The organism is Spirillospora sp. CA-142024 (genome assembly GCF_050942325.1).
GTDB lineage: Bacteria > Actinomycetota > Actinomycetes > Streptosporangiales > Streptosporangiaceae > Spirillospora.
Genome location: NZ_CP192077.1, coordinates 1,090,304 through 1,103,254 on the forward strand (window position 1 = coordinate 1,090,304; position 12,951 = coordinate 1,103,254).

9 protein-coding genes are annotated in these 12,951 nt (G+C 71.8%); 7 read left to right on the forward strand and 2 right to left on the reverse strand.

Going from position 1 to position 12,951, the window contains the following annotated elements; translation table 11 throughout:
• Positions 1-276 precede the first annotated feature (276 nt).
• The 7 genes from ACQPZP_RS05470 to ACQPZP_RS05500 are packed head-to-tail and all read left to right on the forward strand — an operon-like array spanning position 277 to position 9,726.
• Entirely contained in the window at positions 277-1,719 is a 1,443-nt protein-coding gene (locus ACQPZP_RS05470; RefSeq protein WP_433476535.1) for a hypothetical protein, read from the forward strand.
• Positions 1,716-2,711 carry a PrgI family protein gene (locus ACQPZP_RS05475; protein WP_433476536.1) on the forward strand — a complete coding sequence of 332 codons (996 nt, stop codon included), beginning with the start codon at positions 1,716-1,718 and terminating at the stop codon, positions 2,709-2,711. Before ACQPZP_RS05470 ends, ACQPZP_RS05475 begins: the two co-directional genes overlap by 4 nt.
• A complete protein-coding gene (locus ACQPZP_RS05480) occupies positions 2,711-4,588 on the forward strand; it encodes a VirB4 family type IV secretion system protein (RefSeq protein WP_433476537.1) in 1,878 nt (625 codons plus the stop codon). The genes ACQPZP_RS05475 and ACQPZP_RS05480 overlap by 1 nt, the downstream gene beginning before the upstream one ends.
• Positions 4,585-7,158 (forward strand): helicase HerA domain-containing protein, encoded by a 2,574-nt coding sequence (locus ACQPZP_RS05485; protein ID WP_433476538.1) that lies wholly within the window; start codon positions 4,585-4,587, stop codon positions 7,156-7,158. Before ACQPZP_RS05480 ends, ACQPZP_RS05485 begins: the two co-directional genes overlap by 4 nt.
• Positions 7,155-8,129 carry a replication-relaxation family protein gene (locus tag ACQPZP_RS05490; protein WP_433476539.1) on the forward strand — a complete coding sequence of 325 codons (975 nt, stop codon included), beginning with the start codon at positions 7,155-7,157 and terminating at the stop codon, positions 8,127-8,129. The genes ACQPZP_RS05485 and ACQPZP_RS05490 overlap by 4 nt, the downstream gene beginning before the upstream one ends.
• Entirely contained in the window at positions 8,129-9,118 is a 990-nt protein-coding gene (locus tag ACQPZP_RS05495; protein ID WP_433476540.1) for an NlpC/P60 family protein, read from the forward strand. Before ACQPZP_RS05490 ends, ACQPZP_RS05495 begins: the two co-directional genes overlap by 1 nt.
• Entirely contained in the window at positions 9,115-9,726 is a 612-nt protein-coding gene (locus ACQPZP_RS05500) for a DUF2637 domain-containing protein (RefSeq protein ID WP_433476541.1), read from the forward strand. The genes ACQPZP_RS05495 and ACQPZP_RS05500 overlap by 4 nt, the downstream gene beginning before the upstream one ends.
• A 72-nt stretch (positions 9,727-9,798) precedes the next feature.
• On the opposite strand, the gene ACQPZP_RS05505 is transcribed toward ACQPZP_RS05500, so the two are convergent.
• The gene (locus ACQPZP_RS05505) at positions 9,799-10,176 is read right to left on the reverse strand and encodes a hypothetical protein (RefSeq protein WP_433476542.1); all 378 of its coding nucleotides are present in this window, start codon (positions 10,174-10,176) and stop codon (positions 9,799-9,801) included.
• An 812-nt stretch (positions 10,177-10,988) separates the two neighbouring features.
• Positions 10,989-12,920 carry a hypothetical protein gene (locus tag ACQPZP_RS05510; RefSeq protein ID WP_433476543.1) on the reverse strand — a complete coding sequence of 644 codons (1,932 nt, stop codon included), beginning with the start codon at positions 12,918-12,920 and terminating at the stop codon, positions 10,989-10,991.
• Positions 12,921-12,951: the final 31 nt, after the last annotated feature.

Genomic DNA, 12,951 nt, shown 5'->3' on the forward strand with positions numbered 1-12,951 from the left:
GGTGCGGCCGACCCCGCGCCCCAGCCAACGGCGAATCCGTCACCCGGGGCGCCCATCCAGACACCGACAACTCCCGCGCCCGCCATTACGCCGCCCTCGCCCTTGCCCTTGCCCCGGCCATCCGCTCCGCCTGAGTCTCCGCTCCCGTCTCAACCTGCGGGACCGACGCCTTCACCGGTCCCCGGCTCCTCACCAGCCCCGGCAACGCCAGGCGAGGAAAACCAGAGCGATGGCAGTGGGGAGGAGGCGGGGTGCGGGTTCGCGGACGTGGGGTGCATGGCCAAGCAGGCGGTGAACGGCTGGTTCGCCGACCTGGTGACCGGAGCCGCCAAGCCGGTCTGCGACCTGCTGTCGCAGACCGTGCTGGGCACCCCGCCGGTGGAGTCGGCGGACATGGCCCGTGCCAGGGATCTGTGGGGCGTGTCGCAGACGATCGCCAACACCTGCTACGTGCTGATCATCACCGCGGGCGGGGTGCTGCTGATGGCCGGGCACTCGCTGCCCGGAAGCGAACTGACGCCCGGGCAGCTGGTGGCGCGCCTGGTGGGTGCGTTTGCAGCCTCCAACCTCAGCCTCATCCTGATCGGATACGCGATCACCTTCGCCAACGGCCTGTCCGACGCGTTCCTCAGCGCCGGGGCCGAGGCGGTCGACCCGAGCCGGGTCGCCAAGGCGATCGCCGCATACCTCGTTGCGAGCCTGGTCCCCAGTCAGCCGTTCACGATCTTCATCGGGCTGGGCGTGGTGGTGCTGGCGTTGTGCGTGGCGTTCATCTACATCATCCGGGTCGCTCTCACCATGGTGCTGATCGCCGCCGCGCCGGTGGCGTTGATGTTCCACGCCCTGCCCATCACCGACGGGCTGGCTCGGTTGTGGTGGCGCAGCATCACCGGCGTGCTGGCCATCGGGGTCTGCCAGGCCCTGGTCCTGGCGACCGCGTTCCGGCTGCTGTTCTCCGACATCAAGCACTCCGGCAGCGACTCGGGCGCCCATTTTCCCGGGATCGCGTCGGGGACCGGGATCGATCTGCTGCTGGCGCTGTGCCTGCTGTGGATCATGGTCCGCGTCCCGTCCTGGGTCGCCCGCACCATCTGGCGCGCCGCCCAACCCACCGCGCTGACCGGGCTGGTCAAGAGCCTCATCCTCTACCGCGGCCTGGGTGCCGTGATGCGCCGCCGCGTCCCCACCCGCAAACTCTGGAACCCGCCGCCACCACCTCCACCACCAACGCCAGCGCCGCCGCCTCCTCCACCACCACCACCGCCACCTCCTCCTCCGGCGTTGCCCGGGAAGTCCCGCCTGGCCCTGGCGCCACCTGACGCGCCGCCGGGGCTGCCCGGTCCGTCCGATCCGCTGGCAGCGCTGCCCGCCGGAGCGATCCCGATGCCTTCTGGAGCGATTCCGATGCCACCAGGCCAGCCACCCGAACCCGACCGCGACAGGCAGACAGGCCGCCACCCGATGCAGCTGAAGCTGCCGATCCCGACCGCACTCGGCCCCGCCGGCAAGAACGCCGCGCGTCGGCCGACGCAGCTGGCGTTGCCGATCCCGGTGACCCGCGCACCCCGGTCGCCCTCACCTCGCAGCGCTGCGGTGCCGGGTGGGCGGCCACGGGTGCGGTCGCGGCAGCTGATGCTGCCCGGCATGCCCAAGCGGCCCGTCCCACGACGGCAGCTGACCTTGTGGATCGACCCGCCCAAGACCAGGAGAGGCCAGTGAACCCTGCCGACGACCGCTCGTTTGAGCAGTATTCGGCGCGCATTCCCGCCGACATCGACCAGCCCGACAAGATCCTCCACGGCCTCACCGCCCGGCAACTCGCGATCCTGGCCGGTACCGCCGCCGCCTGCCTGTGGGCCTTCCTCACCTTCGGGCCGCTAGTGCCGTTCCCGGTGCTGGTCGCCGTTCTGGTGCCGGTCGTGGCAACAGGGGTCGTGCTGGCGGTCGCCCGCCACGACGGTATGAACCTGGACCGCTACACCCTCGCCGCCCTACGCCACTTGCGCGCATCCAGAGAGCGCGTCACCGCCCCAGAGTCGGTGCAGCCACCGCCGGCCTGGTGCCGGATGCGCGGACGGCTGCCCGAGCCTTTGCGTCTGCCGGTCCGTGCCGTCCGCCAGGACGGGGCGCTGGAGCTGGCTGAGGGCGGTGTCGGCGTCATCGTCCGCGCCGGCACCCTCACCTTCGGGTTGCGAACCCCGGGTGAGCAGGCAGGGCTGGTGACGATGTTCGGCCGCTGGCTCAACTCCCTGGACGCACGCGTCCAGATCCTCGTCCAGGCCCGCCCGGTCGACCTGACCGGCCTGGCCGACCACATCACCCAGCACGCACCCGCCCTACCCGACCCGGCATTGGAGCAGGCGGCGTATGCGCACGCCGCGTTCCTCACCGACCTCGGCAGCGCGCACGACCTGCTCATCCGGCAGGTCCTCATCGTCATCACCGGCCACGTCCCAGCCTCGGCCCCCGCTTCTGTCCTGCCGTGGCGGCCGCACGAACGGCGCCGGGTGGCACGCGACTCAGCCGCTGCGGTCGCCCTGCGGCGCGCCACTGAAACCGTGCAGAGCTTGGCCGCGCTCGCCGTCCCGGCTGAGGTCCTGGACTCCGACGGTGCCATCGCCGTTCTGGCCGGATCGCTATCCCCAGGCGATCCCCATCCTGTGGACAACTCCGCTCCAGGTGACGTGATCAGTCACCGGAAGGAGGCCTGATGCGCCATTCACTTGGCGCGCTCGCGCGCACGCTCGGCGTCACCGCCCAAACCGGCGTCCTCGCTGATCGCCTCGTAGAGGACGGTCACGGAGATGGCCTAGACCTTCCGGGGCTGGGGCCGTCGGCGCTGCGCGTCAACGCTCGCTCACTGGAGTTGCCCGGCGGGATCTGCGCATCGTTCGCGGTGACCGGGTACCCGCGGGAGGTCGGCGCGGGCTGGCTGGAGCCGCTGCTCACCTACCCCGGCCGCCTCGACGTCTCCCTGCACATCGACCCCATCCCGCCGCTGGTCGCCGCGCAGCGGCTCCGCCGCCAGCTCGCCCGCCTGGAGTCGGCATCGCGCGCCGATGCGCAGCGGGGACGGCTGGCCGACTTCGCCGCCGAGGCCGCCGCAGACGACGCCGCCGAACTCGCCGCATCCCTCGCCCGCGGCCACGGCCGCCTGTTCCGCGTCGGCTTGTATCTCACCGTCCATGCCCCAGATGCGGGTGTGCTGGAAGGCGAGGTGCAGCGGGTGCGGGCGCTGGCAGCCTCCCTCCTCTTGGACGCCCAGCCCACCACATTCCGCGCCCTGCAGGGCTGGACCTCCACCCTGCCCCTGGCCGCCGACTCGATCGGTGCGCGGCGGGTGTTCGACACCACCGCGCTCGCCGCCGCCTTCCCGTTCACCTCACCCGACCTGCATCCGGTCCTGGGCGACACACCAGTGCTGTACGGGCTGAACGCCTACTCGGCGGGCGTGGTGGTGTGGGACCGGTTCGCCCAGGACAACTACAACTCCGTCACCCTCGCCCGTTCGGGGGCCGGCAAGTCCTACCTGACCAAACTCGAAACCCTCCGCCTGCTCTACCAGGACGTCCACGTCGCCGTCATCGACCCCGAAGACGAATACCAGCGGCTGTGCGACCACGTCGCCGGAACCCACATCCCGCTCGGCGCACCCGGCGTCTGCTTCAACCCCTTCGACCTCCCGCAAGGGCAAGGCGAAGACACCCTCATCCGCCGCGCACTGTTCCTGCAAACCCTCATCGCCGCGATGCTCACCGAGCCGCTCACACCAGCGGCGCGAGCGGTACTGGACCGCGCGGTACTGGCCGCCTATCGGTCTCGCGGCATCGGCTCCGACCCTCGCACCTGGGCACGCCCCGCACCCGTCCTGGCCGACCTCACTACCCAACTTGACGCGGTGGCTGAATCGGAGGCGCCAGAGGCGGGCACAGCAGCCGATCTGTCAGCGCGGCTGGCGCCGTACGTGACCGGTTCCCACCGGAGCCTGTTCGCCGGACCGACCACCACCCGCCCTACCGGGCACCTGGTCGTCTTCTCCCTACGCGACCTGCCCGACGAGGTCCGCGCCGTCGGAATGCTGCTGGCGCTGGATGCGATCTGGCGCACTGTCGCCAACCCGCAAGGTCGGCGCCGCCGTCTGGTCGTTGTCGACGAGGCCTGGACGCTCATGCGCGAGAACGAGGGCGCCCGGTTCCTGTACCGGCTGGCCAAGTCCGCCCGCAAACACTGGGCCGGGCTCGCCGTCGTCACCCAGGACGCCGGCGACCTGCTCTCCTCAGATCTGGGGCGTTCGGTGATCGCCAACTCCGCCACCCAGATCCTGCTCCGCCAAGCACCCCAAGCCATCGGCCAGATCGCCGACGCCTTCGACCTCACCGACGGCGAAAGGACCTTCCTGCTCGCCGCAGACCGCGGACAAGGACTGCTATGCGGAACCGGCGCCGGATCAGACCGCGCCGCATTCAGCGCCATCGCCAGCGCGCACGAACACCAGCTCGTCACAACCGACCCAGCCGAACTCGCCGCGCACAGCTATACGGCCACCGGCACGACCCATGACCTCGATGCGGAGAGGAGCACGCGATGAACACCGTCCTGCCCCTGCCGAACACCACAGACACCACGGGCCTGGACAGCCTCTTCGCACAACTGGCCGACGTACCGCACCGGCTCGTCGATCTCGGCACCGCTTACGCTCCCATCACCGCGATCGGCGCCCTGGGCGGTGCGGCTGCATGGACGGCGTTCCGCTGGGGGTTGTGGGACTGGCGCGATAGCCGCCTCGAGCCCGGGGCCCGGCTGATCGAGGTGGCGGTTCCGCCGAAGGTCGAGGCGCCCTCAGCCGCCGCCTGGTGGGCTCGGCTCATCGGTCTCACGCCCCCGCGCTGGAAGCGCCTTGTCTTCGGGCAGCCGCACTTGGCCTTCGAATACCGCGCGGACCACAACGGCGTCCGCTTCCATGTCTGGGTTCCTGGCACCATCCCGCCTGGAATAGTCGAGAAGACTGTCCGGGCGTCCTGGCCCGGGGCCACCCTCACCACCCACCCCGCCGCACCACCGCTGCCGCTCGATGAGAGATACAAGGCGGCGGGCGGGAGATTGGTCCTGGCCCGGCCTGAGTACTACCCACTCGCTGGCGACCACGACGCCGACCCGTTGCGCGGGCTGCTCGGAACCGCCTCCGGCCTGGCCGAAGGCGAACACCTGGCCGTGCAGATCCTGGCCCGCCCAGCCACCGGCCACCGCCTCGGCAAAGCCCACCGGGCCGCGTCCGCGCTCCGTGGCGGCCGGTCCACCGCACCCCAGCACCACCTGTTCGACCTGCTCACCCCCGGCATGTCCGGCCACCACAACCCGACCGAACTCATCCGCCAGCACCCCGAGCATGCCGAACAGGTCCGCGGCATCCTCGCCAAAGCCGCCCAACCACGTTTCGAGGTCCAGATCCGCTACGGCGTCGCCAGCCGCCACCTCGACCAAATCGCCAACGGGTGGCTACGGGCGCACGCGCACGAAACCGCCTCGACGTTCGCGCTGTTCACCTCTGGCCACCAGTACCTGCGCCGCCGCCGACTCCGCTCCCCGGCCGTCAGGCTGGCCGAGCGACGGCTGCACCGCGGCTACCTGCTATCGGTCGCCGAACTCGCCGCGATCGCACACCTGCCCTACGACCTGGCCGCACCCGGCGTCACCCGCGCCGGCGCCCGCCCCGTCGCGCCCTCACCCGCCATCCCCGTCTCCGGGCCCGGCATCCGGATCCTGGGTGACTCGGATGCCGGCGCACCCCGCCCGGTCGGTGTCACCGTCGCCGGTGCCCGCCAGCACCTGCACGTTCTCGGCCAGACCGGCGTCGGCAAATCCACCTTCCTGGCCAACCTCATCCTCTCCGACGCCGCCGCAGGCCGCGGAGCCCTGGTCATCGACCCTAAAGGCGACCTGGTCGCCGACATCATGCAGCGCCTTCCCGAACGCGCCATCGACAAGACGGTGGTGTTCGACCCCGCCGCACCAGGCCGACCGCCGTCGTTGAACGTACTCGCCGGACACGATCCGGCGTTCGCGGCCGAGTCGGTCGTCACCACCTTCCGCCGCTGCTTCACCGCTGCCTGGGGACCCCGCCTGGACGACCTGCTCCGCTCCGCCTGCCTCACACTGACCCGGGTCAACGGCACTCGAGCCACCCTCGGCGACATCCCCAAACTCCTCATCGACACCGCCTACCGCACCCGTCTCACCGCCCGTCTCACCGACGAACTCCTATCCGGGTTCTGGGACTCCTACGACGAACTCACCCCCGCCGCACGCGCCTCCACGATCAGCCCCGTCATGAACAAGCTCCGCGCCGTGCTGCTGCGCCCCTTCGTCCGCGACACGCTGTCGGGCGGGACGTCCACCGTCGATCTGGCCGACACCCTCGCCTCCGGCGGCCTCATTCTGGCCCGGCTGCCCAAGGGAGTGCTCGGCGAGGATGCGGTGCGGTTGTTCGGGTCGTTGCTGCTGGCGCACACCTGGCAGGCCATCACCCCGCGCGCCACCCAGGGCGAGCATGACCGCCCGGATGCCGCCGCCTACATCGACGAGGCGCACAATTTCCTGAACCTGCCCGGCTCGATCAGCGACATCCTCGCCGAAGCCCGTGCTTACCGCTTCAGCCTCACCCTCGCCCACCAGCACCTGTCCCAGCTTCCCAAAGACCTTCGCGAAGCCGTCTCCGCCGACGCCCGCAACAAGATCTACTTCGCTGCCTCACCCGAGGACGCCAACGACCTGTCCCGCCACACCTCACCGCTCCTAGCCCCGCACGATCTGTCCCACCTGGGGGCCTACCAAGCCGCCGCGCGGCTCATGGACGGCAACACCGCAACACCGCCGTTCACCTTCCGCACCCGCCCGCTCCCCGAACCGGTCGTCGGACGAGCAGCTGCGGTCCGTCGTGCATCCCGCGAGCAGTTCGCTCCTCAGCGCCTCCAACGGTCGATCCCCGAGGTCGGCCTGCGCGATCTCGACGGCCAGAGCACCGCGCTCGGCGAACCCGTCGATGCCGGAGATGCCGGGGATGCCGTCGAGCAGGCCAGCAGCGACGCCTCGTCCAACGCCAGCTTCGCCCATCTCGAATGCGATGAGCACTCCCAGCCCAGGAAGAAGGACCTGACGTGACCAAGCCCAACAAGATCGTCAACCGGCTCCGCTCCGCGCCGCTCCGGCCGCCCCGGATGACACCCGAAATGATCGCCGACCTGGCCTACCGGCTAACCGCCCGGGACCGGGACCTGCTCACCTTGGTGTGGGAACACCGCGTCCTGAGTACCACCCAGATCACTGCCCTGTTCTTTCCCACCCCAGAGAGGGCCCGGCAGCGTCTCAACCGCCTGCGCCAACTCCATGCCCTTCTCCGCTTCCGTCCCTGGACACCCATCGGATCCAAGCCCTGGCACTGGGTCCTGGGACCCACCGGCGCCCATGTCCTGGCCATCGAACACGGGCAGACCCCCAGCGCCTTCGGCTACCGGCAGGACATCGCCACCGCGATCGCGGTCTCACCCCGCCTCGGCCACCAGATCGGCGTCAACGACTTCTTCGTGAACCTGCACGCCCACGCCCAGAACCACGACGACGGCACCAGCCTGGAGCAGTGGTGGTCCGAACATCGCTGCGCGGCCCTGTGGGGCGACCTCGCGCGGCCAGACGCCTTCGGCCGCTGGACGGAGCCCTGCACCGACGGCACTGCGGCCACGCTGGACTTCTTCCTCGAACACGACACCGGCACCGAGACCCTGTCCCGTGTGGCCGGCAAACTCGGCGGCTACGCCGACCTCGCTGAAGCCACCGGCACGACCACACCCGTCCTGTTCTGGCTCCCCTCCACAAAACGCGAAACCAACCTGCGTCGCCTGCTCGGCACCCCGGAGATTCCGGTCGCCACCGCCGTCCACACCCCCATCAACTCACCAGACGGTCCCGCCGGGGCCGTCTGGCAGCCCGCCGGCGCCACCGGCCCTCGGCGCCGCCTCAGGGATCTCGCCGACATTTGGGACACCGTCCCACGGCACGACCCCGCCACTCGCCTTCCCGCAGCCCATGACCTGGCAGCCCACGACCCGGCAACCGACGATTCCGGGGTCTGGTGATGCCCGCCGTCATCGCCGCAGCCATCGCCCTGCTCGTGCTGATCGCCGTCCTCGTGGCCGTGATCGGTGCGGTCATTCCCGGCGCCGGCTCCTCAGGCGCCGCATGCCAGCCCGCCCTTGGGCGAGGCGCCACCGACATCCCGCCCGCCTACCTGGCGCTCTACCGCAAGGCAGGAGCCGCGTACGGGATCGGGTGGAACATGTTGGCCGCGGTCGGCAAGGTCGAGTCCGACCACGGACGTGGCCACGGCTCAGGCGTCCGCACCGGCACCAACTTCGCCGGCGCCGCAGGCCCGATGCAGTTCCTCTCGGGTACCTGGAAGGCGTTCGGTGTGGACGGCAACAAGGACGGGCGAAAGGACATCTACGACCCTGCCGATGCGATCCCGGCCGCCGCCCGCTACCTCAAGCACAACGGCGCGCCCGGCAGGATCCGCGCCGCCCTCTTTCAGTACAACCACTCCGACCAGTACGTCGACCTCGTTCTCCGCCAAGCCCGCACCTACGCGGCGCATCGAGATGCGGCGGATAGCGGCGGCTGCGCCGACGCCGGTAACTTCACGGCATTACCACCCGGGAAGGCGGCGGCCGAGGCGATCGCGTTCGCCCGCGCGCAACTCGGCAAACCGTACGTGTGGGGCGCCACCGGCCCACGCGCCTTCGACTGCTCGGGACTGACCTATGCCGCTTACCGAGCCGCCGGAATCAGCATCCCGCGCGTGTCCGGAGCGCAATGGCGGCACGGCCCGCGGATCCCGACCGGACGGGAGCAGCCGGGTGACCTGGTGTTCTTCAACTCCGGTCCCGGCACCTCTGCCGATAACCCTGGGCATGTCGGCCTGGTCGTCGGCGGCGGGAGGATGATCGCCGCGCCGCATACCGGCACCGTCGTCCAGGTTCAGCCCTACCGCCGCTCCACCCTGCTCGGCTTCACCCGCCCCACCGCAAACCGGCGAGCAGAGACGACGGTGAGAGGAGCCGGCCGGTGACCGATCGCCTCATCAGGGCGACCACGGCGCTGGCGGTGGCGGCGGTCGCTACCGTCGCCGCGCTCATCTCTTACGCGCACATGCTCGACCTCGTCCGCTCCCACGGCGAAACCGGTGCGACGGCGCGGCTGGTCCCCTTCACCGTGGACGGCCTCATCTGGGCTGCGTCGATGGTGATCCTGGACACCAGCCGCCGTGACCGGCCGGTTCCGGCGCTGGCCGGGTGGAGCCTGGCGGCGGGCATCTGCGCCACCGTGGGCGCCAACGTGGCACACGGCGCCGCACACGGCCCTATCGGCGCGCTGGTCAGCGCTTGGCCCGCCTTGGCCCTGGTCGGCTCGTTCGAGCTGCTGATGACCCTCACCCGCCGCAGGGGCACCCGTCCGGCGACTGCGCTGGAACCCCCACGCACCAGTCTGGAGCAGACTTCCCCGGACGGCACCGGACTGGAGCAGCCTGTCGAGCAGGCCGTCCTGGCCGAGTATCGTGCGAGCCTGCACGGGCCGGGTCGGCCGGTATCTCAGCGGTATCTAGCCGAGAAGTACGGCATCGGCCGCCGCAAGGTCAAGCAGATCATCACCGGTGCCGAGAGCCCCGCCCCGTCCTGAGCGGATGCTCGGACGGGGGCGGGGAACAGTGACGATCCCCTTCAGCGGAGGCCGTCCTCGGCGGGTCCCCGGTCAGGTCTCACTCGGGGCACGGTTGTCGGTGATCCGCCATTCGTAGCGCCAGCGGCGGGTGGCGTTGCCGGACACGTGGTGACGGCAGACCTTGCCCGCCCATTCCAGGTACCGCAGCGCCTTGCCGGTGGCGGCGGGGCTGATGGCTGCCGCCGCCGTGATCTGGGCGGCGGTCATCGCGGTGCCGGTGGTCGTCAGCACGTCCAGGACGGCGCGCTCGGGGGCCGTCAGTGTCGAGCCGGTACCGCCCTGGCCGGTGTGGCCCGGGGGCAAGCCGAGCCAGCGACGCAACACGTCGTCGGCGGATTCACCTGGACGCTTCCTGCTTGTCTCCAGAAGGGCAGCGACCTCATCGTCGATTTTGATCGTGTGGGACATCGGAAACTCCTTCACCATGTGATTGGACAGTTGATCGGGCGGGGCGCCGTGAACCTGGCGGGCACCGCAACGGCTACGTGCGCCAGGTGGTGCGGGGTCGGGTGCGCCGAAGGCCGCTGCGCACCGGGCCGGGCCGGGGCGGGGTGGTCCACGTGCGCGGCGCCGGGGTCGAGCAGACCGATGTGGTTGACAGGGCGTCCGGCTACCGGCCCCGGGCGCGGGGATACCAGCGGGAGGTTGCTTCAGCGGGCCGCGATCCTGCCGGGGGCGGTGAGGGCGTCCAGGTGGGCGGTGTCGCGGTAGAAGGTGCGGGCGGCCTCGAGGAAGGCCAGCGTGAAGCCTTGGGCGAACGGGTCGGCATGGCGCGGGGGTGTGGTCGGTCAGCCTGCGGCGGGGGTGTCGCGGACCCGCCATAGCGCCTCGACGGGGTCCAGGCCCTCCTGGTCGATGCCGGTGACCGGTTCGCCCCACCAGAACGCATAGGCGCGGACAGCGGCGACCCGGCAGCAATGTCGTCGCCTTCGTCCAGGCCGGCGAGCATCTTCGCCTCTCCTCACAACGCGCCCGGTGGGCGTCGTCGTGGCGGTCAAGGATGAAGGTCTCCATGCGGTTCACCGTGGGCTTCTCCTCTTCGCGGTCGTCTCGGCTCCCGATGCCGCTGTTGCCGGTAGTGCGGTGGCCAGGGTGCCGGGTGCGGTGGCCAGGTCGGTGGCCGGTTGTCCGGCCCGTGGCCGGGTGGGCGGGTGGTGATCGGGTGGGCGGTGCGGGCCCGGCGCCCCCTGCCAGGGGCGCAGCGGGCCGCACCGGATCGGTCAGACGGTGCGCAGGGCGCGTGCGGCGGCGGCGCCGATGGCGTCGGCTGCTGCGGCGGGGTCGGTCAGGGTGACCAGGTGGGCGCCGTTCATGGCGCGGGTTTTGGTGGTCATCGACAGCCACAGCACGCCGCACCCGGCGGCGGTGAGCCGGTCGATGCGCTTTTGCCCGTCGGTGGGCTGGTCGTCTTTGAAGATGCCGTCGGAGACGATGACCAGCAGGCGGGCGGCGCCGGGGCGGGTGAGGTCGAGGGCGGAGTCGAGGGCGTCGACGGCCTTGACGAAGTCCTCGCGCGGGTCGCGTGCGGCGAACTCGGTCACGGCGTTCGGGGTGTGCCCGGGGTGGACGATCGGGCGGACGCGGGCACCGAAGATGACGGTGGCCGAGACCGCGTCGGGGATGTGTCCGGCAGCGCGGGCCAGGATCCACGCGGCTGACGCCACCGGTGCAGCCAGGGGAAGCATGGAGCCGGACACGTCGCAGGCGATGCCGACCCGCAGCGGCGGCGCGGGCACGTGGCGGCGGGTGGTGCGGGTGAACGGTTCGGCGGTCGGGACGGTTCCGGCGGCACGCTGGGCGTCAGCGGCCAGCGCGCCCCGCATCGACAGGCGTCCGGGCGGGGTGGGTGAGGTGTGAGTGGTGGTGACGCGGTCGCGGTGCGCGGCGGCGCGCAACCGGCGGGCCAGGCGACGGGCGGCGGCCTGCTCACCGGGGGTGGGCGGACGGGTACCGGTGATCGCGGTCCGTCCGCGCGCCGTGGTCGAGGCGGTGCTGGCACCGAACACGCGGCGCGCGGCCCGGTCGGCGGTGTCTCGGGCGTCCTTCTCCTGCCGCCGCATCTCGCCCGGGTCCGGGCGGCCCGGCCCGGCAGCGGGTTCGGCGGCGGCCGCGTGAACGGCGACCATGGTCGCGCCGAGCGCGTCGGCCAGCGCGGACGGGTCGCCCGAAGCACCCGGCGTTCCGGGCGGCGGGGGCGGGGCGTGCCGGTCGGGGTTGACGTCCAGGATCCGGCACCAGCGCCGCCCCAGGTCCATCATCGCCTCGGCGTCGTCGTCGCCGGTGGCGTGCGCACGGTGCCACAGCGCGGCCAGCGCGCTCAACCGGGTCGGCCCAAGGACGTCGAGGACCACCTCGGCCAGAGGCTTGGTTTCGCCTGGTTCGAGAATTCCGGTGTCTGTGCGGGCCAGGATCAGCGCGGCGGCGCGTCCGGCGTTCCACGGCGTCATCGCCGCGTGCGGTGTCGTGACCGGCGGAGCAGGCGGCGGGGCGGTCGGTGCGGTGGCCGGTGCACCTGCCGAGGCGCCGGACGGGGCGCCACCGGACGGCGCGCCACCGGACGGCGCGGGCGCCGTAGCGGGTGGGGTGGCGGGTGCGGCGGTGGGCGAGGTGGTGAAGTCGGCCAGGATGAGGCTGGTGGCCGAGGCGCGCAGCCAGCGGCGGTCGGCGGGGCGGCGGCGCACCTGGACCGCCTCGATCCGCGACTCTTCCAGCGCCATCGCGGCATCAGCTGCGGCGGCGGGCGCGCCGTCCGGGACGGACCAGCGGGTGTGGGCGGCGTGCGCCGCCTCGTGCGTGAGGACGCCCCATAGGGCCGGGTAGCGGTCGCGGTCGGCGGGCCAGGACGGGTCGCATGTGGCCGGGTCCTGCCGCAGGTGGGTGCCATCGAGTTCGATGGCGGCCAGCGACGGGACGAAACAACCCGGGGCGCCTCGTCCGAGGCCGGGCGCGCACTGCACGGTGAGGTCTTCGCGGTCGGTGAGGTCGGTGACGGCGTCGGTGAACGCCGCCGACAGCCGCAGCCACGCCCAGCCCAGCCCGGTCACCGGCGCGGGCGCCGCAACCGTGGCGGCGGGGGCGGTTGCGCCCGTTCCGGTGCCGGACGGCGCGGCGGCGGGCGGGGCGGCGGGTGTGGGGATGACGTGGGTTGCCATGGTTCCTCCGTGCGGGTGCGTGCGGGCGCGG

Bases quoted from the DNA above. Each gene is read 5' to 3' on its own strand.
- ACQPZP_RS05495 (WP_433476540.1), top strand. From the start codon at position 8,129: ATGCCCGCCGTCATCGCCGCAGCCATCGCCCTGCTCGTGCTGATCGCC.
- ACQPZP_RS05470 (WP_433476535.1), top strand. From the start codon at position 277: ATGGCCAAGCAGGCGGTGAACGGCTGGTTCGCCGACCTGGTGACCGGA.
- ACQPZP_RS05480 (WP_433476537.1), top strand. From the start codon at position 2,711: ATGCGCCATTCACTTGGCGCGCTCGCGCGCACGCTCGGCGTCACCGCC.
- ACQPZP_RS05505 (WP_433476542.1), bottom strand. From the start codon at position 10,176: ATGTCCCACACGATCAAAATCGACGATGAGGTCGCTGCCCTTCTGGAG.
- ACQPZP_RS05510 (WP_433476543.1), bottom strand. From the start codon at position 12,920: ATGGCAACCCACGTCATCCCCACACCCGCCGCCCCGCCCGCCGCCGCG.
- ACQPZP_RS05485 (WP_433476538.1), top strand. From the start codon at position 4,585: ATGAACACCGTCCTGCCCCTGCCGAACACCACAGACACCACGGGCCTG.